General features: G+C 62.6%; 24 protein-coding genes. 21 read left to right on the forward strand and 3 right to left on the reverse strand.

Going from position 1 to position 22,934, the window contains the following annotated elements; all coding sequences use genetic code 11:
- Positions 1–51: 51 nt before the first annotated feature.
- Genes EDC28_RS07485 through EDC28_RS07495 form a run of 3 tightly spaced genes read left to right on the forward strand, consistent with a single transcriptional unit; the run spans position 52 to position 2,810 of the window.
- Entirely contained in the window at positions 52–2,106 is a 2,055-nt protein-coding gene (locus EDC28_RS07485) for a 2Fe-2S iron-sulfur cluster-binding protein (RefSeq protein WP_123421162.1), read from the forward strand.
- Positions 2,107–2,116: 10 nt separating this feature from the next.
- On the forward strand, positions 2,117–2,338 hold the full coding sequence (locus EDC28_RS07490) for a hypothetical protein (RefSeq protein ID WP_123421163.1): 222 nt from the start codon (positions 2,117–2,119) through the stop codon (positions 2,336–2,338).
- Positions 2,331–2,810, forward strand: coding sequence for a nuclear transport factor 2 family protein (locus EDC28_RS07495; RefSeq protein WP_123421164.1), 480 nt, complete (start codon positions 2,331–2,333; stop codon positions 2,808–2,810). Before EDC28_RS07490 ends, EDC28_RS07495 begins: the two co-directional genes overlap by 8 nt.
- A gap of 42 nt (positions 2,811–2,852) precedes the next feature.
- On the opposite strand, the gene EDC28_RS07500 is transcribed toward EDC28_RS07495, so the two are convergent.
- Complete coding sequence (locus EDC28_RS07500) at positions 2,853–5,129, reverse strand: S9 family peptidase (protein WP_336391508.1); 2,277 nt, start codon at positions 5,127–5,129, stop codon at positions 2,853–2,855.
- 254 nt (positions 5,130–5,383) lie between these two features.
- Between EDC28_RS07500 and mdcA the strand changes: the two genes are divergently transcribed.
- The 11 genes from mdcA to EDC28_RS07555 all read left to right on the forward strand — a co-directional run bounded on the left by mdcA (position 5,384) and on the right by EDC28_RS07555 (position 14,344).
- Positions 5,384–7,039: a malonate decarboxylase subunit alpha gene (gene mdcA / locus EDC28_RS07505; protein WP_123421165.1), complete on the forward strand. Its 1,656-nt coding sequence runs from the start codon at positions 5,384–5,386 to the stop codon at positions 7,037–7,039.
- Positions 7,039–7,866 carry a triphosphoribosyl-dephospho-CoA synthase gene (locus EDC28_RS07510; RefSeq protein ID WP_123421166.1) on the forward strand — a complete coding sequence of 276 codons (828 nt, stop codon included), beginning with the start codon at positions 7,039–7,041 and terminating at the stop codon, positions 7,864–7,866. The genes mdcA and EDC28_RS07510 overlap by 1 nt, the downstream gene beginning before the upstream one ends.
- Positions 7,866–8,177 carry a malonate decarboxylase acyl carrier protein gene (mdcC, locus tag EDC28_RS07515; RefSeq protein ID WP_050657116.1) on the forward strand — a complete coding sequence of 104 codons (312 nt, stop codon included), beginning with the start codon at positions 7,866–7,868 and terminating at the stop codon, positions 8,175–8,177. Before EDC28_RS07510 ends, mdcC begins: the two co-directional genes overlap by 1 nt.
- Positions 8,167–8,994 carry a biotin-independent malonate decarboxylase subunit beta gene (locus EDC28_RS07520; protein WP_123421167.1) on the forward strand — a complete coding sequence of 276 codons (828 nt, stop codon included), beginning with the start codon at positions 8,167–8,169 and terminating at the stop codon, positions 8,992–8,994. Before mdcC ends, EDC28_RS07520 begins: the two co-directional genes overlap by 11 nt.
- A complete protein-coding gene (gene mdcE / locus EDC28_RS07525) occupies positions 8,991–9,773 on the forward strand; it encodes a biotin-independent malonate decarboxylase subunit gamma (RefSeq protein WP_123421168.1) in 783 nt (260 codons plus the stop codon). Before EDC28_RS07520 ends, mdcE begins: the two co-directional genes overlap by 4 nt.
- Positions 9,770–10,390 (forward strand): malonate decarboxylase holo-ACP synthase, encoded by a 621-nt coding sequence (locus tag EDC28_RS07530; RefSeq protein WP_170164057.1) that lies wholly within the window; start codon positions 9,770–9,772, stop codon positions 10,388–10,390. The genes mdcE and EDC28_RS07530 overlap by 4 nt, the downstream gene beginning before the upstream one ends.
- The gene (locus tag EDC28_RS07535) at positions 10,387–11,292 is read left to right on the forward strand and encodes a malonate decarboxylase subunit epsilon (RefSeq protein WP_123421170.1); all 906 of its coding nucleotides are present in this window, start codon (positions 10,387–10,389) and stop codon (positions 11,290–11,292) included. Before EDC28_RS07530 ends, EDC28_RS07535 begins: the two co-directional genes overlap by 4 nt.
- Before the next feature lie 67 nt (positions 11,293–11,359).
- Positions 11,360–11,770 carry a malonate transporter subunit MadL gene (gene madL, locus EDC28_RS07540; protein WP_050657111.1) on the forward strand — a complete coding sequence of 137 codons (411 nt, stop codon included), beginning with the start codon at positions 11,360–11,362 and terminating at the stop codon, positions 11,768–11,770.
- The gene (gene madM / locus EDC28_RS07545; protein WP_050657110.1) at positions 11,763–12,533 is read left to right on the forward strand and encodes a malonate transporter subunit MadM; all 771 of its coding nucleotides are present in this window, start codon (positions 11,763–11,765) and stop codon (positions 12,531–12,533) included. The genes madL and madM overlap by 8 nt, the downstream gene beginning before the upstream one ends.
- Before the next feature lie 76 nt (positions 12,534–12,609).
- Positions 12,610–13,524, forward strand: coding sequence for a LysR substrate-binding domain-containing protein (locus EDC28_RS07550; RefSeq protein WP_123421246.1), 915 nt, complete (start codon positions 12,610–12,612; stop codon positions 13,522–13,524).
- A gap of 76 nt (positions 13,525–13,600) precedes the next feature.
- Positions 13,601–14,344: a hypothetical protein gene (locus EDC28_RS07555; RefSeq protein WP_123421171.1), complete on the forward strand. Its 744-nt coding sequence runs from the start codon at positions 13,601–13,603 to the stop codon at positions 14,342–14,344.
- Positions 14,345–14,412: 68 nt separating this feature from the next.
- Here EDC28_RS07555 and EDC28_RS07560 read toward each other — a convergent pair whose 3' ends face one another.
- Both EDC28_RS07560 and EDC28_RS07565 read right to left on the reverse strand, forming a co-directional pair.
- Entirely contained in the window at positions 14,413–15,135 is a 723-nt protein-coding gene (locus EDC28_RS07560; RefSeq protein WP_123421172.1) for an anti-sigma factor family protein, read from the reverse strand.
- On the reverse strand, positions 15,132–15,650 hold the full coding sequence (locus EDC28_RS07565; RefSeq protein ID WP_050657628.1) for a sigma-70 family RNA polymerase sigma factor: 519 nt from the start codon (positions 15,648–15,650) through the stop codon (positions 15,132–15,134). Before EDC28_RS07565 ends, EDC28_RS07560 begins: the two co-directional genes overlap by 4 nt.
- Before the next feature lie 115 nt (positions 15,651–15,765).
- Here EDC28_RS07565 and EDC28_RS07570 point away from each other — a divergent pair, with 115 nt between their 5' ends.
- From EDC28_RS07570 to EDC28_RS07600, 7 genes are all read left to right on the forward strand, one after another.
- Positions 15,766–16,794: a catalase family peroxidase gene (locus EDC28_RS07570; protein WP_123421173.1), complete on the forward strand. Its 1,029-nt coding sequence runs from the start codon at positions 15,766–15,768 to the stop codon at positions 16,792–16,794.
- Positions 16,794–17,318 carry a cytochrome b gene (locus tag EDC28_RS07575; RefSeq protein ID WP_123421174.1) on the forward strand — a complete coding sequence of 175 codons (525 nt, stop codon included), beginning with the start codon at positions 16,794–16,796 and terminating at the stop codon, positions 17,316–17,318. The genes EDC28_RS07570 and EDC28_RS07575 overlap by 1 nt, the downstream gene beginning before the upstream one ends.
- Before the next feature lie 110 nt (positions 17,319–17,428).
- Positions 17,429–18,094 (forward strand): CerR family C-terminal domain-containing protein, encoded by a 666-nt coding sequence (locus tag EDC28_RS07580; protein WP_050657104.1) that lies wholly within the window; start codon positions 17,429–17,431, stop codon positions 18,092–18,094.
- The gene (gene hlyD / locus EDC28_RS07585) at positions 18,094–19,068 is read left to right on the forward strand and encodes a secretion protein HlyD (RefSeq protein ID WP_123421175.1); all 975 of its coding nucleotides are present in this window, start codon (positions 18,094–18,096) and stop codon (positions 19,066–19,068) included. The genes EDC28_RS07580 and hlyD overlap by 1 nt, the downstream gene beginning before the upstream one ends.
- Positions 19,068–20,747, forward strand: a complete 1,680-nt coding sequence (locus EDC28_RS07590) for an ATP-binding cassette domain-containing protein (protein ID WP_123421176.1) — start codon at positions 19,068–19,070, stop codon at positions 20,745–20,747. Before hlyD ends, EDC28_RS07590 begins: the two co-directional genes overlap by 1 nt.
- On the forward strand, positions 20,741–21,835 hold the full coding sequence (locus EDC28_RS07595) for an ABC transporter permease (RefSeq protein ID WP_123421177.1): 1,095 nt from the start codon (positions 20,741–20,743) through the stop codon (positions 21,833–21,835). The genes EDC28_RS07590 and EDC28_RS07595 overlap by 7 nt, the downstream gene beginning before the upstream one ends.
- The gene (locus tag EDC28_RS07600; protein ID WP_336391509.1) at positions 21,835–22,920 is read left to right on the forward strand and encodes an ABC transporter permease; all 1,086 of its coding nucleotides are present in this window, start codon (positions 21,835–21,837) and stop codon (positions 22,918–22,920) included. The genes EDC28_RS07595 and EDC28_RS07600 overlap by 1 nt, the downstream gene beginning before the upstream one ends.
- Positions 22,921–22,934 lie beyond the last annotated feature (14 nt).

Consider the following 22,934-nt stretch of genomic DNA (forward strand, 5'->3'; position numbering starts at 1 on the left):
CACCGGTCTGGGTCGCCGCTGCGGCCCTTTCTCTCTCAGGGGAAACGCACCATGGACAACTTATCTAAGTTAGCCTCCTCACCTTGGCATCAAGGGGAAAAACTGCTCCAGGAGAAAGTAGGTGTCTCCGAGCGCATGGACGATATAGGTCAGCGGGTAATCCGCGATTTCATGCCCGACCAGCACCGCGACTTTTATCATCAATTGCCGTTCATGGTGGTAGGTGCGGTGGACGATAAAGGCTACCCCTGGGCGACCTTACTGGAGGGGAAACCGGGTTTTGTTACCTCCCCTGACCCTCAGCAACTGTGCATCGCCAGCCGGCCTGCGCCAAGCGATCCGGCCGCGCCAGGTATCGGCCCAGGGCGGGCGTTGGGGTTATTGGGTATCGAGCTGCATAGCCGCAGGCGAAACCGTATCAACGGCCACGTTCAGGCTCTGGACGGTGACGCTTTGATTGTCAAGGTCGAGCATTCTTACGGTAACTGCCCCCAATACATCCAATTGCGTGAAATGGAGGCCGTACCGCCAAGCCAAGCCGAGCAAAGCATTGCCGAGCATCACAGCCAGCTCGACAGCGCCGCAGCCGCCTTTATCGCTACCGCCGACACACTGTTTGTCGCCAGCTACGTGGACCACCCGGGCGGCGGCCGCTCGGTTGATGTTTCCCACCGGGGCGGCCAGTCCGGTTTTGTCGGTGTAGAGGGCAACACCCTGATCATCCCCGATTACTCGGGTAACAAGTTCTTCAACACCCTGGGCAACCTGGCCGTCAACCCCAAAGCTGGCTTGGTATTCATTGATTTTGTCAGCGGCGATCTGCTGCAAATTAGTGGCCACACCGAGTTGGTACTGGAAGGACCGGAAGTGAAGGTATTTTCCGGAGCCGAGCGGCTGTGGAAAGTGCATGTCGATAAAATGGTGCGTCGTCCTGCCGCCCTGGCACTGCGTTGGCGTTTTGAAGCGTACTCGCCCTACAGCCTGGAAACCGGCACTTATTTGGATGCCAAAGCCAGGTTGCAGTCCGCCAGCCAGCAATGGCAAGACATGAAAGTGATGGCGGTGCAGGACGAAGCCGAGCAGATCCGCTCTTTTTATCTCACTCCCCAGGGCGCTGCCTTACCGGACTTCGCCCCCGGCCAGCATTTGGCCCTGCGCCTGGCAGTACCCGGACAGGACAAGGCGGTGGTGCGCACTTATAGCCTGTCTTGTGCGCCGGCGGACGAGTTCTTGCGCATCAGCGTCAAGCGCGAGGGCCTGGCGTCGAGCTTTTTGCACGATGCCATCGTGGCCGGCAGTGTGCTGCAAACCCGAGCCCCCGAAGGCAACTTTTACATCGACGTCGAGTCGTCCCGGCCCTTGGTGCTGCTGGCTGGCGGTATCGGCATCACACCGCTGCTGTCTATGGCCCGCGAGGCCCTGGCCCGCAATACCCAAAGAGCCGAGCCAAGACGGGTCTACCTCTTTCACAGCGCCCGCAGCCTGGCACAGCTGCCCTTTCGCCAGGAGCTGGACGACCTGGTGGCCGGCAGCCAGGGTGTATTCAAGGTCGTTCGGCTGCTTAGCGAACCCGAGCCGGAGGCCACAGTGGGTGAGGCATTCGACCATGTCGGGCGCCTGAGTATGGATCACCTCAAAGCGGTGCTGCCCTTTGACGACTACGACTTCTACCTCTGTGGCCCCGGCCCTTACACCCAGGGCGTTTACGACGGCCTGCGGGCCATGGGTATGGACGATTGCCGTATCCACGCCGAGGCTTTTGGCCCTTCCAGCCTGCGCCGCCATACCGATGGCAAGGGCGCCGTGCTGGTTCAGCCGCCGGCCGCCACCGAGGCGGTGCTTGTGATGTTCTCGGCCTCGAAAAAAGAAGCCAGATGGCAGCCTGACAGCGGCTCCTTGCTGGAGTTGTCCGAGAGCCGCGGCCTCAATCCGGACTTCAGCTGTAGGGGCGGCTCCTGTGGTACCTGCCGTACCCGCCTGCTAAGTGGCCAAGTGCACTACCCCAATCCACCGGCACAAATGCCCCCAAACGGTGAGGTGCTGATCTGCTGCGCCGTGCCGGCCAAGGGCGAAGATAACGGCCCCCCCCTTGTTCTGGATTTATAAGGAGCCCCCCATGAGACCCTATTACGATGCACCGATCCTGCTGGTGGAATCCCAGTACGAGATAATGTTTTATTCGCCGTACGGCGACTACGGCAGCGAGCTTCACAGCCCGGAGCCGGCCACCGAGCCACAAAGGCATGGGCTGCTACGACTCTGGCATTGGTTTCAAAGCGGGTTTGGTGGTCACTCCCAGAGCAGCACGGCCGCCAACCAGGAGCGCCACCATGACTGAGAAATCTGCATCAAGGCCACCTTTGCCGCCCTTTACCCGGGAAAGTGCCATCGAGAAGATCCGTCTGGCCGAAGACGGCTGGAACAGCCGCGACCCTGAAAAGGTGTCTTTGGCCTACACCGAGGACACTCGCTGGCGCAACCGTGCCGAGTTCGCCAGCAGCCGGACCGAAGCCAAGGCCTTTTTGGCCCGTAAATGGGCTAAAGAGCTGGATTACCGGCTCATCAAGGAACTGTGGGCCTTCACCGACAACCGCATCGCCGTACGTTACGCCTACGAATGGCATGACGAAGCCGGCAACTGGTTCCGCTCCTACGGTAACGAAAACTGGGAATTCAATGAGCAAGGCCTGATGGCAAGACGTTTTGCCTGTATCAACGATCTGCCGATAAGCCCATCCGAGCGGCTATTTCACTGGCCGCTCGGGCGGCGCCCTGACGACCACCCCGGTTTGTCCGAGTTGGGCTTGTAACAGCACGATGCGCCAGCAAAAAGGCCCCTTTCGGGGCCTTTTTTAGTGCTTGTTCCAATCCGGCGTCGCTTCGCCCTTGAGGTGATTGAGGAAGAAGTCGAACTGGCGGCGCCAGGCGTAGCGGGTGGGGCCGGTGGAACGGCCCGCCGAGTGCTCGCCGCCGGGCACTTCAAGCAGGTCAAAGTCCTTACCGGCCTTAATGAGGGCATTGACCAACTGCAAGCTGGAGGACGGGTCAACGTTGCTGTCTTGCTCGCCAAAGACGATCAATACGTTGCCCTTGAGATTGGCGGCATGTTCCACCGCCGAGGCTTTTTTGTAGCTGTCGTCCACCGGCCAGCCCATCCACTGCTCGTTCCAGCTGATCTTGTCCATGCGGTTGTCATAGCAACCGGCATAGGCCACGCCAACGCTATAGAACTCGGGGTGGAACACCAGGGCGCTCAGGGTGCTTTGGCCACCGGCCGAGCCGCCGTAAATGCCCACGCCTTTGGCAATGTCATACCAGGGGTACTTTTTGGCGGCCGCCTTGTGCCAGAGGATGCGGTCAGGGAAGCCGGAATCGCCCAGGTTCTTCCAGGCCACGTCCTGAAAGGCTTTGGAGCGGTTGGCGGTGCCCATGCCGTCAATCTGCACCACGATAAAACCGAGATTGGCCAGCGACTGCATGCCAATCACCTTGTCGCCACCGCTGTGGTAACCAAAGGGCCAAAAATCCTTGGGCACAAAGCTGTCGTGGGGGCCGGCGTAGATGTTCTCTATCACCGGGTAGCGCTTGTTGGGGTCAAAGTTGAGCGGCTTGACCATAAGGCCGTAGATATCGGTTTTGCCGTCGCGGCCCTTGGCCACGAAAGGCTCGGGGAATTGAAAGCCCGCCGCCAGCAGCTTGGAGATGTCGCCTTTGGCAATGGTGCGCACCAGGCTGCCGTCGGCTTTATGGAGCTCGGCGATATTGGGCAGATCTACCCGCGAATAGACATCCACGTAGTAGCGCATGTCGTCCGAGAAGGCCAGGTGATGGTTGGCCGGCGCCTTGGTGAGCTCGGTGAGGTTTGAGCCGTCAAAATCGACGCGGTAGTAGTGCACAAAGTAAGGGTCTTCCCCTTGGTGCATGCCGCTGGCGGCAAACCAGATCTGCCGTTTGGCATCGTCTACCTTCACCACTTCCCGTACCGGCCAGTCGCCGTTGGTGATGCGGTTTTTCACCTTGCCGGTGCGGCCGTCGTAGAGGTAGAGATGGGCCCAGCCGTCACGCTCGGACAGCCAGATGAACTCCTTACCAAGGCCATTCACGTCATGGCCGAATTCCCGGTCCTGGTAGATAAAGGTTTTGGCGGTTTCATTCACCACGGCCCGGGCCTTGCCGGTGGCGGCGCTCACTTCAATCACCCGGGCGGTTTGAAAGCCGCGCTGGTTGTAGCGAAAGGCAAAGGTGTTGCTGTCTTTTCGCCAGCGCAGGTCGGTGAGCTGATAGGGGTTGGGAAACAGGGCGTTATCAATCACGGTTTCCTTGCCGGTCGCTACCTCAAAGAGCACCGGCTGCTCGATGTCGATGGCGTCGCCCGGTTTGGGGTAGAGCTGTTTCACTACCTTGGGTTGCAGCTGATCGGTGGGTGAAGAGAGCACCCGGGTTACAAAACGGGCATAACCGGGGCGCACCCGGTACAGCACGATGTGCTTGGAATCGGGGGACCACGCAATGCTCTCGGGGTCGTAGAAGTTACCGGCGCTGCCGTCTTGGCTAAGAATGCGCTTGTGGCCGTCTTTATCGACCAGCACCAGATTGTGGCCCTCGACCATGGCGCTCAACTGGCCGTTGGGGGCGGCGCGCAGGTGGTTATCGGCCGGGAAGCGCAGGTCACGCACCACCCCAAAGCCCGAGGGGCGGCCCGGCCAGCTGCCGGCTTCACACTGGGCCACTTTCAGGCTGCAATGCCAGGGGGCGTAGTCGATATCAAAATCGATGCGCCCATCACTTAGGCTGAAATGCTTGATGGGCAGCTGCAAAGGCGTGACGGTTTTGCCAAGGGCGGCGGTGAGGCCTTGGGCGACAATGGCCTTGTCAAAGGCCGGGCGGGTTTGGCCGGTCTCGGCGTTTTCCATCACAAAGTCGTAGCCGCCGGCTACCGTCTTGCGGTAGTAAAAATCGTGGCTGTCCGGCATCCACTGGGCAGGAAACACGATGTCCCGGATCAAGCCAATCCAATGCTCACGCAGATCCAGACTGGCGTTGATGTCAGCAGCGCTGGGGGCTGCCTGAACCAGGCTGGCCATGGCCAGCAGCAGGCCTGACAGGCCTTTAAAGACGAAATTTCTCACCGGACTTCCACCTCACAAAACGGTATACGATATACGTTACTGTAAAGCGGGACGGCGCCCAACACAATGCGACCAATCCCTGCTGGCAAAAGACAAACCGCCAGGCTGCTGGCCCCCAAAGCCCACAGCCAGGGCCTTGGCGCTGGCTCACCTCGGGTTCATTACTCTCAGGGTAATGATTAAACACTCAAGTTCATTGATAGCCTGGCAACCTCACCATAACGTTGACGTAAACGCGATGACGAGGAACCGCCATGCAGGCCGATACCCAACGCAACTGGTGCAGCCGCCGCCAGGATAAAGCCCGGCGCCTGAGCCAGCTTGAGTCCCTTACTACCGGCAAAGAAATCCCCACCGCCCGCATTGTCGAGGCCCTGGAATTGCTGCTCGAACCGGGCGACAAGGTGGTGCTGGAAGGCAACAACCAAAAACAAGCCGATTTCCTTTCCCGCTCCCTGGGCCAGGTAGACAGCGGCAAAATCCACGACCTGCACATGGTGATGCCCAGCGTCGGCCGCCCCGAGCACCTGGATTTGTTTGAAAACGGCGTGGCCCGCAAACTGGACTTTTCCTTCTCCGGCCCCCAGAGCCTGCGTATCGGCCAGCTGATGGAAGACGGCCTCTTGGAAGTGGGCGCCATCCACACCTACATCGAGCTCTACGCCCGGCTCTTTGTGGATCTGACCCCGAGGATGGCGCTGCTGGCAGGCTTTAAGGCCGACCGGGCCGGCAATATCTACACCGGGCCTTCTACCGAAGACACCCCGGCGCTGGTGGAAGCCGCCGCCTTTAAAGACGGCATCGTTATCTTCCAGGTTAATGAAATCGTTGACGATGTAAGCGACCTGCCAAGGGTGGATATCCCCGCCAGTTGGGTCGATTTCATCGTGCTGGCCGACAAGCCCTTTTATATCGAGCCGCTCTTTACCCGCGACCCGCGCCTCATTACCGACGTGCACGTATTGATGGCGATGATGGCCCTAAAAGGCATCTACGCCCGCCACCAGGTGCAGTCGTTGAACCACGGCATCGGCTTTAACACCGCCGCCATCGAGCTGTTGCTGCCCACCTACGGCGAGGAGCTGGGCCTCAAAGGCAAAATTTGCCGCAACTGGACCCTAAACCCCCACCCGACCCTTATCCCCGCCATCGAAAGCGGCTGGGTGGAAAGCGTGCACTGCTTCGGCACCGAGCTGGGCATGGAAGACTACGTGGCTGCCCGCCCCGACATCTTCTTTACCGGCAGCGACGGCTCCCTGCGCTCCAACCGCGCCTTTTGCCAACTGGCCGGCCAGTACGCGGTGGACATGTTTATCGGCGCCACCTTGCAGGTGGATGGCGATGGCAACTCTTCTACCGTGACCCGGGGCCGGGTCGCAGGCTTTGGCGGCGCCCCCAACATGGGCCACGACCCAGGCGGCCGTCGCCACGCCAGCCCGGCATGGCTCGATATGCGCACCGACACCCACCCCCTGACCAAGGGCAAAAAGCTGGTGGTGCAGATGGTGGAGACCTTCCAAGACGCCAACAAACCCACCCTGGTGGCCGAGCTGGACGCCATCGCCATGGCCAGCGATTACCAGATGCCCCTGGCGCCGGTGATGATCTACGCCAGCGACGTGACCCACGTGCTCACCGAAGAAGGCATTGCCTACCTGTATCTGGCCAAATCCCCCGAAGAGCGCCGGGCCATGGTGGCGGCAGTGGCGGGCATTACCCCCATTGGCCTTGCCCGTGACCCGATTGAGACCGCGCGCCTGCGCGCCGAAGGGCTGGTGGCCTACCCGGAAGATTTGGGCATCAAACGCTCAGAGGCCACCCGCGACAAGCTTGCCGCCAAGAGCATCAGCGAGCTGCAGGCCTGGTCCGGCGGCCTCTATCAGCCCCCTGCCAAATTTCGGAGCTGGTGATGAAAGCCCTTGCCCTCACCCCTTCGGCACACAAAGCGGCCCTGGCCCGCTGGGCCTTGCTGGCCGAGGCCGAACTCACCCCCAAACCGGCGCTGGTGGACAGGCGCTCAAGCGGCGCCCATGGCGATATGGACTTGGCGCTGATGCGCCGCTCCGCCGCCGCCCTTGAGCCCTGGTTTGCAAAAATGGCGGCGCTGACTGGCCCGCGCAACGGGGATTTTCGCGCCGCCCTTGGCCTTTTGGGCCGCGAGGCCGAAAGCGCCATGTTGGCCGCCACCGGCGGCATCAATACCCACAAGGGCGCCATCTGGGCCTTGGGGTTGCTGCTGGCCGCGCCCGACGCCCCCCAGGCAGAAGCGCTCTTGGCAAGCGCCGGGGCCTTGGCCCAACTGGCAGACCCTCTCTCCCCGGTCCTGCCCCCAAGCCACGGCGAGCAGGCCATGGCCCGCTATAAGCTCGGCGGCGCCCGGGCCCAGGCCCAAGCCGGTTTCCCGCAAATTCGTGACCAAGGCCTGCCGGCCCTTCGCCAAAGCCGCGCGCGTGGCGACAGCGAACAAACCGCCCGCCTTAACAGCCTTTTGGCCATCATGACCGCCCTTAGCGACACCTGCGTGCTGCACCGCGCCGGGCTCAAGGGCCTTGATGCCATGCAGCAAGGCGCCCAGGCGGTGCTGCAGGCCGGCGGCGCCGGCACCCTCGCTGGCAGGCGCGCCCTCAAACGGCTGGACGCCACCCTTTTAGCCCTAAATGCCTCGGCCGGGGGCGCTGCCGATCTGCTGGCCGCCACCTTGCTGACCGACAAGCTTTGCCCAGAACAGGAGGGGTAATGGAAACCTTCGCACTGACCCAAGACGCCACCAACCAGCCCCTGGGCCGGGCCCTGGTGGGCTGCGTTGCCTCAGGGGACCTGGAAGTGATGATTGAGCCGGCCACCGATGCCAAGGCGCACATTCACATCACCAGCAACAGCGCCAACCCCGGCCGCTGGCAGCAGATACTGAGCGCCATCGCCCAAAGCCAGCCGCTGCCGGCCATGCGCATGGACATTCACGACTTTGCCGCCACCCCGGGGGTGATTCGCCTGCGCATCGAACAAGCCCTGGAACTGGCCAAAGAGGAGGCTAACCATGTCGCATAACTTTGCCGACGCCAGCGCCCGCCAGCGGGCCAAACTGCTGCTCGATGACGGCAGCTTTCGCGAACTTCTCGGCCCCTTTGCCCGCCTCACATCTCCCTGGCTTGAGCGCCAGGGCATAGTGCCGCAGTTTGACGACGGCGTGGTGATCGCCAAAGGCCGCATCGACGGCCAAAGCGCGGTGGTTGCGGCCATCGAAGGAGGCTTTCAGGGCGGCAGCCTTGGCGAAGTCGCCGGCGCCAAAATCGCCGGCGCCCTGGAGCTGGCCCTGGAAGACAACCAAAAGGGCATCCCCACCGCCGCCGTGCTGGTGCTGGAAACCGGCGGCGTGCGCCTGCAAGAGGCCAACCTTGGCCTGGCCGCCATCGCCGAAATTCAATCGGCCATTGTCGAGCTTCGCGCCCACCAGCCGGTTATCGGCATTATCACAGGGCCCGTGGGCTGCTTTGGCGGCATGTCCATCGCCGCCGGTCTTTGCAGCTACCTCATCATGACCCGCGAGGGGCGTCTGGGCCTCAACGGCCCGCTGGTTATCGAGCAAGAAGCGGGCATCGGTGAATACAACGCCGCCGACCGGCCCTTTATCTGGAGCCTTTCTGGCGGCGAGCAGCGCCTGGCCGGCGGCTTGGTGGACGCCTGCACCGGCGAGAGCACAGGCAGCGTTGCCAGCGCCCTGCGTTACTACCTGAAAAAGGGCCTGCCCAAGGTGCAGCGCAGCGACGCCTTTGACCGTTTCCTGCCGGCCCTTTTGGAGCTGGACAACAGCCAGCAGCTGGACGCCGCCGGCGCCCGGGCCATTTTAAAAGGAGTGCAAGCATGAGCCGTGGCCAACACTGGTTTGACGCCCTGACCCAGAACATGCAGCAAAAGGCCGGCCCCGTGCCCTCGGTGTGCGTTGCCGACGGCGAGTTGGCCGGCCGCCCCTGCCGGGTCATTTTGGTGCGCCCCGATGCCGCCAACCCCTTCCCCCGCGCCCGCAGCGGCGAAGTGGGGCTGCTGGAAGGCTGGGCGCTCGCTAAGGTGGTGCAGGAAGCCACCGGCGATAAGCGCACCCTGCTGGCCATTGTCGATGTGCCCAGCCAAGCCTATGGCCGGCGCGAAGAGGCGCTGGGCATCCACCAGGCCCTAGCCGCCGCCGCTGGCGCCTACGCCAAGGCCCGCCAGGCCGGGCACCCGGTGCTGGCGCTGTTGGTAGGCAAGGCCATGTCCGGCGCCTTTTTGGCCCACGGCTACCAGGCCAACGCCATCCTGGCCCTGGACGATGCCGGTGTCATGGTGCACGCCATGGGCAAGGCCGCTGCGGCCAGGGTCACCCAGCGCAGCGAAGAAGACTTGGACCGCCTGGCCGCCAGCATCCCGCCCATGGCCTACGACCTTAAAAACTACGCCTCTTTGGGGCTGCTGAGCGGCCGCATTGCCGTGTCAAGCGCCGAGGCCCCCACCGGCAGCGACCTTGAAAAGGTCAACGCCGCCCTTGCCGCTGCCCAGCAGCAAGCTCTTGGCAGCACCAGCCTTGCCCACCGCCTGGACGGCGAAAACCGCCGAGCCTCCAAGAAAGTGCGCCAGTTGCTGCGCCAGCAATGGGCGCTGGAGTCATGAACTGGCAGCCCCACGACTTGTTGTGGGTGAAACCCGGCAGCCTGTTGGCGCCGGCCGGGGAGCAGCTGGCGCCCTGGGCGGCGGCGCTTACCGGCCCGGTGGTGGTGCGCCGGGCACCCAGTAGCGCCACCTTGGTGCCGGTGGGGCTTCGCGGCAGCAATAAGGCCGAACGCCAGGGCGCCTTTGTACCCAAGGCCGCGGTAGAAAAGGCCCTGACGCCTTTTGATCTGGTGCGCCATAAAAGCTGGTTCGGCCACCCCCTTCGTGGCCAGCACCCGGTGCTGGTGACCCTTGACCGGGTAGCGGGGCTTCTTGGCGATTATCAGTGGGGCATCACCGGCAGCCTGGGGTATGAACTGGCAAGCGGCATCCGCCAACTGACCGACAGCTCAGATCTCGACCTGCTGCTGCACTGCCAGGGGCCACTGGCAAGAAGCGAGGCCAAGGCGCTGTGGCAGGCGCTCAACCTTGGCCCTTGCCAGCTCGACGTGCAGTTGGCGCTGCCGGGGGGCGCCGTGGCGCTTGCCGAGTGGGCAGGCCCCAGCACCAAGGTCCTTTTGAAAACCGACCTGGGGCCGCTGTTGACCGGCCAGCCCTGGCAGGAGTTGGTGGCATGAGCGCCGTCTTTACCTGCCCAGGCCAGGGGGCCCAGCGCCCCGGCATGCTGCAAAAGCTGCCGGCGCATCCTGCCGCCCAAGCCGTGGCTGCCAGCGCCGAGGCGGTGTTGGGCCTGACCCTCGGCGCCCTCGACAGCCCCCAGGCCCTTGGCCACAGTCGCAACGTGCAATTATCGCTCTTGATAAGTAGCGTTGCCTGGGGCCGCTACCTGCTGAGTGAGGGCTGCAAGCCGCGCTTTGTGCTGGGGTTGTCCATCGGCGCCTTCCCGGCGGCGGTGCTGGCCGAAAGCCTGGCTTTTGAAGACGCTTTGCAACTGGTGGCCCTGCGCGGGAACCTGATGCAAAACGCCTTTCCCAGCGGTTTTGGCATGATGGCGGTAACGGGCCTGGACCGTTACCAGGTGCAAGCCATCTTGGACGGCAATGCAGAGGCGGTGTACCTGGCCAATATCAATGCCGACAACCAGTGCGTGCTCTCTGGCCCCTGGGCCGGGATGGACGCCCTTAAGCCGCTGATCGCCAAGGCGGGCGGCCACTGCCAGGCCCTGAGTGTGACGGTGCCGTCCCACTGCCCGCTGCTGGACGAGCAGGCCCTGGTACTGAAATCCGCCCTGGATAAGGTGGCCATGCAGGCCCCCCGCATCGGTTATGTCAGTGCCAGCAAGGCGCGGCAGCTGCGGGACAAAGACGCCATCCGCGACGATTTGGCCATGAACATGGCGCGGCAGGTGCACTGGCTCGATGCCAGCCGCCTGCTGGCCGAGCGCGGCGTCCAAGCCGCCATCGAACTGCCCCCCAGCGGCACCCTCACCGGCTTGTTTCGCCGGGTGATGCCGCAGGGGCACTGCGTCGGGGCAGACAGCACCCGGCTCGATAGCCTTCAGCTTTTATGCAGCGGCTGAAGGCCAACACCGGGGCGCGTCAGCTGTACGCCCTGGCACATAAAAACGACGACAGCGGAGAAACAACATGATCATCTACGGCGTTACCTTACTGGCGGTATGCACCTTGCTGGGTGTGGCCATCGGCCAGGTTCTTGGCACCTTGATAGGGATACCCGCCAACGTGGGCGGCGTCGGTATCGCCATGGTGCTGTTGGTCTTGGTGGGCAGTGCCTTGCAAAAACGCGGCGTGCTGGACATCAAAAGCGAACAGGGCATCGAGTTCTTCAGTGCCATTTACATTCCGGTAGTGGTGGCCATGGCCGCCAAGCAAAACGTCTACGGCGCTCTGACCGGCGGTCCCATGGCCATTACTGCCGGTGTAACCGCGGTGGTGATTGGCTTTGCGCTGGTGCCGGTACTGGACCGCTGGGGGCGGGAAAGTCGAAGCGAAGAACCCACCGAAACCTTGACCGCCGAGGAGAGCCGCCATGTTTGATGCCCTGCTTAAAGTCTCCACCACCTACAGCATGGTGGTGGGCTTCGCGGTTATCGGCCTTATCATGTGGCTGTCGTACTGGCTGTCGGCCAAGCTCACCTCCGGCCGTATCCACGGCAGCGCCATCGCCATCCTGTGCGGCCTGGTGCTGGCCTACATCGGCGGCGTTATCAGCGGCGGCAAACACGGCCTGATGGATCTACCACTACTCTCTGGCATCGGTATTGTCGGCGGCACCATGCTGCGGGACTTTGCCATTGTTGCCACCGGCTTCGGGGTTAACGTGCAGGAGCTGAAAAAAGCCGGCATATCCGGGGTGGTGGCGCTGCTGCTGGGGGTCCTTTCCTCCTTTGTGGCCGGGGTGGCGGTGGCCATGGCCTTTGGCTACACCGATGCGGTGAGCCTGACCACCATCGGCGCTGGCGCCGTGACCTACATCGTTGGCCCGGTCACCGGCGCCGCCATCGGTGCCAGCTCGGAAGTGATGGCGCTGTCCATCGCCGCCGGTTTGGTTAAATCCATCCTGGTGATGGTCGCCACCCCCTTTGTGGCCAAGTACATCGGCCTTAACAACCCCCGCACCGCCGTGCTGTTCGGCGGCCTGATGGGCACCTCCAGCGGCGTTGCAGCCGGCCTTGCCGCCACCGACCCGAAACTGGTGCCTTACGGCTGCCTGACCGCCGCCTTCTACACCGCCGCCGGCTGCCTGATGGGCCCGTCGGTATTGTTCCTGGCGATGCTGGCCATCACCGGCCACCACTAAAGTCCCATTGCCTGCCATGGCTTGGCAGCAGATAGTCAAAGGGCCGGGCAACCGGCCCTTTTTTGTTGGGGGCGCCGTGGACGACGGAATAACACTCAAAAAACTCGATATTTTTCTTACCTTTATGCGCGCCGGCACCCTGGCCGAAGCGGCCGACCAACTGGGGCTGAGCGTGGTGAGCGTGCACCGGGCCATCCATTCCCTGGAAGAGGCCCTCAAATGCCCGCTGTTTCGCCAGGAGGGGCGCTTGCTGGTGCCGCTGCCCAGCGCCCAGGTACTGGCCGAGCAAGGCCAGCAGGTGCTGGCATCCCTGGACGACGCCATCAAGGCGGTGCGGGAAACCGCCGGGGTATATTCCAACCAGTTCAAACTCGGCGCCCTCTATTCGCTGACCCTCGGCACTGTGCCGCAGCTCATAGCTGGCCTTAAGCTCAGAAAAGGCGAACTCAACATCGAGCTGACCCTCGATTCCAACACCCAGCTTTTTGCCAAGCTAAAAGCCCTGGAGCTGGACGTGATCCTGGTGGCGCTGGAGCCGGGCTTTGACGATCCGGAATTCATCACCCTGCCCCTCTACCAAGACGATATCTGCCTGGCGGTGCCGCCAGACTCGCCCTTGCAGGCCCTGCCCCAGACCAACCTTGATAACCTTAACGACGCCACCTTCGTGACCCTGGCCAAGGGCTTTGCCACCAGCCAGGACAGCTACCGCGCCTTTAACAAGGCCGGCATGACTCCCAACGTGGTGATGCAGGTGTCGGATATTTTCTCGCTTATTTCCATGGTCAGCGCCGGGGTCGGCCTGGCACTGCTGCCAAGGCGAGTCGAAGCGGTGTTCGAAAATAAAATCCGCCTTATTCCCCTGACTCCCGAGTGCCAGGTGACCCAGCAAATTTCCATGGTGTGCCTGGCGAGCCGCGAGCGGGACCCGCGCATTTTAAGCTGCATTGCTGAATGCCGCAGTTACGCCAGGCGTATCGCCCCCAAATGAGGGCATGCTAGAAGTTGGATATGCTAAGGTGCAAAAAAAGCCAGGAACGGCGCTTAAAAAACAAGGAGATAACCTTATGACCGACAGCCCCTCTCTTGAGCATCAGCTCGATTTACAAATTCAGTCCTTCAGCCAGTGTCTGCAACAGGAACTGAGCCAGGCATTTCAGAGCCTCAAGGAAGAATACGCAGATCCCGCCTACGGCATCTATGCCATCGGCCTGTATTACGACCAGGGCAGCTGGCAACACCTGGCCCCCTTGCTGGCTTCGAAAAAGGCCCTGGACTGGCAAGCCAACCAGGACCAAGACTCCCCGCTTTCCATAGCAGACCGCATAACCAGCCGCCGCTGGGGGCTGATTGACAACCCCCACGCCCAAACCGTGATGGATCAAGATTGGCTGCCCGAGAGCCTGACCGTACTGGAACATATCCATGCCTTGTTGGAAGAAGCAGAAGAGGAAATCGAAGCCACCGAGCCAGAGCACCGTTTCCACCAAGCCCTTATCGAAGACCTGATAAAGGACTCCTACCTGCAATTGCGGCTGGCGGCCCGGCGGGCACTACTGAACCTCAAAGACGAACCCTGCTTCCAGGAGTGGCTGGCCGAGACCGGCGCCATATTGGTTACCGACGCCACCCCTTACGACGATGCGGTGCAGATTGAAGACATCCATGCCCTGAATGATGAAGCGGGTTACCGGCGTTTCTACGAGGGGCGCCAGGCGATGACCGCCATGTGCGCCAAGGAGGCGGCGCTGATCAAGGACATGCCCGATCACTGGGTCAATCAAGCCGTCAGGGAGCCGGAGGCCGACTAAGGACCCTGTGCATCAAAAAGCCGCCATAAGGCGGCTTTTTGTATTCAACCACCCAGGCACAGCCATCTCTAGATGCTGCCGAAGGGGCCGCTGGGCACCAGCGGGCTGTCGTGGGGGCTGACCAGGGCGTAGTTAAAATCGCTGTCTGACCAATACCTTGCCAACAGGCCGCCGTCTTGGCGCTGGCCCTTGGGCAGCAAGTGATGGCGCGGCCCCGGCGGGCGGATAAAGTACAGCAGCGCCTGGCCTTCGTCGTTGCGATACAGCACCATGGCGGCCGGCCCCTCGGCGGTGGCCATCAGCTCGGCGCTTACCCGTTTCAGGCCATAGTTGCTCAGCTCAGGGGGCAGGCTGGCGCCCTTGAAATGGTCGTTAAACAGCGCCGTCAACTGGGCTTGGCTGATGGCATCGCCTGGGGCCTGGCTAAAAAGCTTGTAGGCCTCTACCGCATCGTTCATGGGCAAGGTGGCCTTGGCATAAAGGTGGCTTTGCCATTGGCTACCACCCAGCCAACCACCGCCCAGGGCCAACACCAGGGTGGCGGCGGTGGCAAAGCGGCGCCGGCGCCGGGCTTTTAGCTCCCGGCGCACCGCAAAGGGGTGCAGCGCCGGGTTGGCGGCCTGAGGCAAAGCTGTTAACTCCTGACGCAGCGCCTCGGCGTCGCGGCGGTAGCGGGCCAACTGCTCCGCCGCCTCGGGGTTGCGGGCCAGGTAGTCGTCCACCATGGCGCGCTCGGCGGCGGCCAGTTCGTCGTCCAGGTACGCCTGGAGCTGCTCTTCGCTCGGTTTCATCGGATCACCCTCAGCCGGCCCTTGGCATTGCTTTGGGCCGGAACCTCTTCAAGTAACTGGCGATAGGCCTGGCGGGCCCTCGACAACCGCGACATCACGGTACCCATGGGAATATCAAGCGCCTCGCTCACTTCCTGGTAACTCATGCCCTCTACCGACACCAGCACCAGGATGCTGCGCTGCTGCTCGGGAAGCCTCGCAAAAAGGGCCAGGGAGTGGTCCTCTTCCAGTTGCTGCTCCAAGGTGGCGGTTTCGCCCTCATCACCACTAAAGAGCTGCATCAGCTTTTTAAAGCGACCGGCGCGGCGCTGGCCGTCGATAAAATGGCGATAAAGAATGGAGAACAGCCAAGGCCGCACTGCGCCGCCACGCTGACGTTGCTGCCAGCCGAGGATGGCTTTTTCCACCGTGCCTTGGACCAGGTCGTCGGCGTCATAGGGCGTGCGGGTCAGCGACAGGGCAAAACGCCTCAGGCTTGGCAGTTGGTCAACAATGACCGAATCCAGTTCATTCATGTCCGAGTTCATCCACTAAGTACGCTTATAAAACGTGTGGCGCTTTTTTTTATTCCCGTGGAATAAAAAAAAATCCCGAGCGTCTTGCTTGAGTAGCTAACCACAAGGACATCACATGGACACTCCCAACACCAAGCTGCGCCTGGCCATTATCGCCGTGGCGGTAGCGGTGCCGGCAGCCTTTTTTGCCTACTCGGCCGGCTGGTTGAGCCCATCAAGGCTAACCCCGGCTAAATTTGTCAACCAGTTGCAGGCCGACGGCGGCAACAATGTCGGCGCACGACGCAACCATACCAAGGGCCTGTGTGTCAGTGGTTACTTCGAGGGCAACGGCATGGGCGCGGCCATCTCCAGCGCCACGGTGTTTGCGAAGGGCCGCTACCCGGTGAGCGGGCGTTTCTCGCTACCTGGCGGCAATCCCCACGGCAATGACGCCAAAGCGGCGCCCCGCGCCCTGGGCCTTAAGATTGACGGCGGCTCCGGCCAACAATGGCGCATGGCCATGTTGTCTTCGCCGGTGTTTGTACTGAGTTACCCCAAGGATTTTTACCAGTTGCTGCAACTCCAGCAGCCAGACCCTGCCACCGGCAAGCCAGACGGCGCCAAGATTGGCGCCTTCTTTAAGGCCCACCCCGAGGCTGGCCCCTTCCTGGACTGGGCTCAGCACCACAAACGCTCCGACAGCTTTGCCAGCACCCCCTTTAACAGCCTCAACGCCTTTGAGGCCACCAACGCCAACGGCGAGCACCACTTTGTGCGCTGGTCCTTCCTGCCGCAAACCCCCTTTGCTGCCCAACCGGCAGACGCCGGCCCGGACTTTTTGTTTGACGACATCACCCAGCGCCTCAAAAAAGGCCCGGTCAGCTGGCAGCTGCAATTGCAGGTGGCCAACCCCGGCGACCCCATCGTTGATGCCACCAAGGCCTGGCCTGCCGATCGCCAGCATATCGACGTAGGCACCCTGGTGCTGACCCAAACCGAGCCACAGAGCAGCGGCGCCTGCCGCGACACCAACTTCGACCCGGTCATCCTGCCGGACGGCCTGAGCCCCTCGGCCGACCCGCTGCTGCCGGCCCGCTCTGCCGTGTATTCCGACGATTTCACCCGCCGCATCAGCGAACAGGCCAAGCTGGAGAAAAAATGATGAAAGACCAATTTCATATTGTTATTCGGCTGCTGCACTGGCTGATGGCCCTGGCCATCTTCACCATGCTGTTTGTGGGGGCTGGTATGGTGAGCTCGGTGGCTAACCGCGATTGGCTTTACGATCTGCACAAGCCCTTGGGCATCACCATTTTGGTGCTGGCCATCTTGCGGCTGGTGGTTCGCCTCAGCAGCCGCACCCCGCCCCTGCCCAGCAACATGCCGCTCTTTATGCAGTTGGTGGCAAAACTGTCTCATGTGCTGCTCTATGGCCTGATGCTGGCCCTGCCGATGATCGGCTGGCTGATGCTAAGTGCCGGCGGCTACCCGGTAACCTTGGGCGGTGGCATCGAACTACCGGCGCTGGTGGCCAAATCCAATAGCCTTTACGCCGTGCTTCGCCCCTTGCACACCTTGCTGGCCTACAGCCTGTTGCTGCTGGTGCTGGGACATATGGCAGCGGCGCTGTTCCACGGCCTTATCCGCCGTGACGGCGTGCTCAGGAGCATCACTTTCGGTAAGTAATTCACGCCTTCCAGTGTGGTAGCTGGTTGCTTCCCCGGCGCCGTTGTTGCGCCGGGGCTTTTTGCTGTCTATAGTTTGAGCATCAATTTAGTCATTCGATTAACTAACTTATGCCAGACACCGCCAGCCGCGGCCTCGACACCCGCGACGCCCTCATTAAAACCGCCACCCAGGTGTTTGCCCAGCAGGGCTATCACGGGGTCAGTACCCGCGCCATTGCCACCGCCGCCGGGGTCAACCAGGCGCTGATCGGCTATCACTTTGGCAACAAAGAAGGGCTGTACCTGGCTGTGTTCGAGGCCATAGGCCAAAGCCTTGGCCAGCACCTCTCCCCCCTTGGCCAGAAACTGCGCCAGGTGGTAGACGACGCCCCGGCCAACCTTGACCACCCTGCCCGCCTGGCCCTGTACCTGCCGCTTTTGGATAACCTCTGTAACGTGATGAGCGAGCTGCTGCTGAGCCCGCAAACCGAATACTGGGCCCAGCTCATCCTGCGCGAGCAGCAAAACCCCAGCCAGGCCTTCGAGCTGTTATTCGAGCGTTTAATGCAGCCCATGCTGGGCGCCCTGACCCGGCTGTTGGCCGAGCTGCGAGGCGATCTCGACGCCAAGGGCCACGCCATGCTGGCCATCAGCCTGCTGGGGCAAATTCTGGTGTGGCGCTTTGCCAGGGAGGCGGTAGCGCGCCATATGGGCTGGCAGCAACAGCCGGATCTGGCCGCCATCCAACAGCTGCTGCACCAGAACATCCGCCTCTTGGTAAAAGGAGAACTGTGATGAAAAAGCCGCTGCTCCTGCTGCTGGCCCTGGCGGTATTGGCCCTGGCCGGTTATGGCTGGTACCGAAGCCAGCAGCCACAAACCGAGCCCCTGACCCTCTACGGCAATGTGGATATTCGCGAATTGTCGCTGGCCTTTCGCCAAAGCGGGCGCCTGGCAAGCCTTGCCTTGCAAGAAGGCGACAGCCTCAGCGCCGGGCAAGAAGTGGCTACCCTCGACGACCAGCCCTTTCGCGAGGCCCTGGCCGCCGCCAAAGCCCAGCAGCAGCAAGCGAAGGCCCAGCTCGATAAGCTCACCGCCGGTAACCGCCGCCAGGAAATAACCCAGGCCCAGGCGCTATTGGCGCAAAAAGAAGCGGTATTGGCCGACCGCCAGCGCGAACTCAAGCGCCAGCAAGGCCTTGAGCAAAGCGGATCTACCAGCAAGCAGGCCCTGGACAGCGCCCGCTACGCCTTTGCCGAAGCCATCGCCAGTCGCGACTCGGCCAAGGCCAACTTGTCATTGCTGCAAGAAGGGGCCCGCAGCGAAGACATTGCCGCCGCCACCGCCAACCTTGCCGCCGCCAAGGCCAGGGTCGACCAAGCCAGTACCGCCCTTGCCGACACCCGGCTGATGGCGCCATCAGACGCGGTAGTGCTAAGCCGCCTGGTAGAGCCGGGGGCCATGGTTACCGCCGCCAGCCCGGTGTATAACCTGGCGCTACGGGATCCTGTGTATATCCGCGCCTATGTCTCGGAAGCCGAGCTGGGCCTGGTGCCCCCCGGCACCAAAGTGCACATCCGCACCGACAGCTCGGCCAAGACCTTCGACGGCCAGGTGGGCTTTGTCTCTCCCCGGGCCGAATTCACCCCCAAATCGGTGCAGACCCCTGAGCTTCGCACCGACTTGGTGTACCGGCTTCGCATCGTGGTCAGCCACGGCGACAGCGGCCTGCAACAGGGCATGCCGGTCACCATCACCCTGGCCCGGTAATGAGCGCCGTCCGCTTTGACAAGCTAAGCAAGGCCTTTGGCGGCAGGGCCGCCTTGAAGGGTTTGTCGGCAAGCATTGCCGCCGGCCGCCTGACCGGCCTGGTGGGCCCCGACGGCGCCGGCAAAACCACCTTGCTGCGGCTGATGGCAGGGCTGCTGGCCCCCAGCAGCGGCGCCTTGGAGGTGGCAGGCCGGGAGCCGCTGGCAGCTGCCGACCTGGCAACTGTGGTGGGCTACATGCCCCAGCGCTTTGGCCTTTACGAGGATTTATCGGTTATCGAGAACCTCAATCTCTATGCCGACCTCAAATCCCTGCCGCCCCAAAGCCGCCAGGCCGATATCGCCAAGCTGCTGAGCTTTACCCAACTGGCGCCCTTTACCGCACGCCTGGCCGGCAAGCTCTCCGGCGGCATGAAACAAAAGCTGGGGCTGGCCTGCGCCCTGATGGGTAGCCCCAAGGTGTTGCTGCTGGACGAACCCGGGGTTGGGGTCGACCCGGTGAGCCGCCAGGAACTGTGGCGGATGGTCAAGGCGCTCACCGACGACGGCATGGCGGTGCTGTGGGCGACGGCTTATCTCGACGAAGCCGAGCGCTGTGAAGACGTGCTGCTGCTAAGCGAAGGCGAGCTGATATTCCAGGGGCCGCCGGCCCGCCTTACTGGCCGCCTTGAAGGGCGCTGCGTTCGGCTAAGCAAAACCGGCGAGGACAAACGCCAGCTACTGGCCCGCGCCCTGGCAATGCCGGCGGTGCGGGACGGGGTTATCGAAGGCGAAGCGCTGCGCCTGGTGCTGGCCGAAGGGCAGACCGCCGAGGCGCTTAGCGACCTTGGCGGCACCTTAAGCCCGGTGGCGCCACGCTTTGAAGATGCCTTTGTGGATTTGCTGGGGGGCGGCCCCGGCGGCCATTCGGCCCTGGCCGACACCTTTTCGCCCCTGCCACGCCAAGAGGCGCCGGTGGTGCAGTGCGAGCACCTTTGCCGCCGCTTTGGCGATTTCGTGGCCACCGCCGACAGCACCTTTGCGGTGCGCCAGGGGGAAATTTTTGGCCTACTGGGCCCCAACGGCGCCGGCAAATCCACCACCTTCAAGATGCTGTGCGGGCTGTTAAAACCCAGCGCCGGCACCGCCCGGGTGCTGGGCATCGACCTCGCCCGCGCCCCCAGCGCCGCCAAAAGCCAGCTCGGCTATATGGCCCAGAAATTCTCCCTGTACGGTTTGTTGTCGGTGGCCCAGAACCTGCGTTTTAGCGCCGGGGTCTATGGCCTTGCCGGTAAGGCGGCCGCCAAACGCATCGACGAGATGGTGGACTGCTTTTCACTGGCACCGCTCCTTGGCAGCGCTCCTGACGCCCTGTCGCTAGGGTTCAAGCAGCGCCTGGCGCTGGCCTGCGCCTTGATGCACAGCCCGCCCATTCTGTTTTTAGACGAACCCACCTCGGGGGTCGACCCTTTGACCCGCCGCGAATTCTGGACCCACATCAACGGCCTGGTGCGAAAAGGGGTAACGGTGCTGGTAACCACCCATTTCATGGACGAAGCCGAATACTGCGACCGGGTAGCCTTGATGCACCGTGGCAACATCATCGCCCTTGGTAGCCCCGACCAGCTTCGCCAGCAGGCCGGTAGCGATTCGATGGAAGCGGCCTTTATCAAGCTTATCGAGGAGGCCGAGGCATGCTGAGCGGCAAACGGCTGTGGGCCTTGGTGGTAAAAGAAAGCCGGCAGGTACTGCGGGACCCGGCCGCCATCCTTATCGCCTTTGTGCTGCCGGTGGTGCTGCTGTTTTTGTTTGCCTATGCGGTGTCGCTGGACATCAGCCATATCCGCCTGGGAGTGGTGCGCGAAAGCGACAGCGCCAAGGCCCAGGCCTTGAGTAGCGCCTTTTCCGCCAGCCGTTACTTTGACGTGCTGCTGCTACGTGACCGCCGCCCGGCCCAGGCTCTGCTAAATGAAGGGCGCATCAAGGGCTTTGTGGTGATCCCCGCCGACTTTGACCAGCGCCTGGCCCGGCGCCGCCCGCCTTTGGTACAGGTGGTTACCGACGGCACCCAGCCCAACACCGCCAACTTTGTGGCCCTTTATGCCGAAGGGGTGGTGTCCGGCTGGCAAGGCCAGAGCCCCGCCACCGAGGTGGTGCCACGGGTCTGGTACAACACCGAGGTGGAGAGCCGCCGCTTTTTGGTACCGGGGGCCATCGCCATCATCATGACCATGATTGGCACCCTGCTCACCGCCCTGGTGGTGGCCCGGGAATGGGAGCGGGGCACCATGGAGGCGCTGCTGGCCACCCCGGCCCGGGTGGTGGAAATTTTGCTGGGTAAGCTGCTGCCCTACTTTGCCCTGGGGCTGCTGGCCACCTTGGGCTCGGCGCTGCTGGCCATAGGGGTGTTCGATGTGCCGCTGCGGGGCAGTTGGCTGAGCCTTTTGGCGCTATCGGCGGTGTTTTTAATTCCCGCCCTTGGCCAGGGGCTGGTGATCTCGGCGCTGGCCAAAAACCAGTTTATTGCCGCCCAGGCCGCCCTGTTCTCGGGTTTCTTGCCGGCCTTTTTGTTGTCGGGCTTTCTGTTTGAAATCGACTCCATGCCCGCCCCCATCCGCTGGCTGACCCAGCTTATTCCGGCCCGCTACTTTATCGAGTCGTTGCAGACGGTGTTTTTGGTGGGGGATTTGTGGCCGCTTTTTTTAAAAGACATGGCCGCCATGGCGGGCATCGGCCTGCTGTTTTTCGCCCTGGCCCGGGCCAAAACCCGTAAAAGCCTGGAGGGATGATGCCAAGCTGGCCGCGCCTTAAAGCGCAAATCATCAAAGAATGGCTCAGCCTGCTGCGCGACCCCAGGGCCAGGGCCATTTTGGTGCTGCCGCCACTGCTGCAATTGTGCGTCTTTGCCTTTGCCGCCACCCTGGAAGTGAAAAACGCCAACATCGCCCTGTATAGCGAAGACCAAGGCGCCCCGGCGGTGGCACTGATTGGCGATATCCGCCACGCCAGTTTTGTCGGCACCCTCACCCGGGTGCAAAACCCGGCCGAGCTTGGCCGCTTGCTTGATAACCGCAAAGTGCTGCTGGCGGTGCACATTCCCCAGGACTATTCGCGTAAACGCCTGGCCGGCCAAAGCGCCCCCATTCAGGTGCTGCTGGATGGCCGGCGCGCCAACGCCGCCCAGGTGGCCCTGGGATATTTGCAGCGCATTGCGGCGCGCCAGGGCGGTAGCCTGGAGCCGGTGGCCCTTCGCCACCAGTTCAACCCCAACCTCATTTACCGCTGGTTTGTGGTGCCGGGGCTGGCGGGGATACTGGCGATGTTTATCTCCCTTATCGTCACGGCGCTGTCTATCGCCCGGGAGCGGGAGCTGGGCACCTTCGATCAGCTGCTGGTATCCCCCACCACGCCTATGGAGATCATCATCGCCAAATGCCTGCCGGCGGTGCTGGTGGGCTTTAGCCTGGGGCTGGTGATGGTGCTGGCGGCCCACTGGGTCTTTGCCGTGCCCTTTACCGGCCAGGTGCTGTGGCTGCTGGCTTCGCTACTGGTGTTTATCCTGTCGGTGGTGGGGATCGGCCTGATGGTGTCGGCGCTGGCCGCCACCCAGCAACAAGCCATTTTGGGGGCCTTTGCCCTGGGGGTGCCGATGATCTTGATGTCGGGCTTTGCCACCCCGGTAGAGAACATGCCGCTGTTGCTGCAATACCTGGCCCAGGCCATTCCCCTCACCCATTTTCTGGTGATAGTGCAAGGCAGCTTTTTAAAAGCCCTGGCACCTGCGGTTATCTTAAGTCACCTCTGGCCCATGGCTCTGGCTGCCCTATTGAGCCTGGGCGGCGCCACGGCGCTGGTGCGAAGCCGGCTGTCATAAAAAACGCCACCTTG

The sequence above is a fragment of the Gallaecimonas pentaromativorans genome, from assembly GCF_003751625.1.
Lineage (GTDB): Bacteria > Pseudomonadota > Gammaproteobacteria > Enterobacterales > Gallaecimonadaceae > Gallaecimonas > Gallaecimonas pentaromativorans.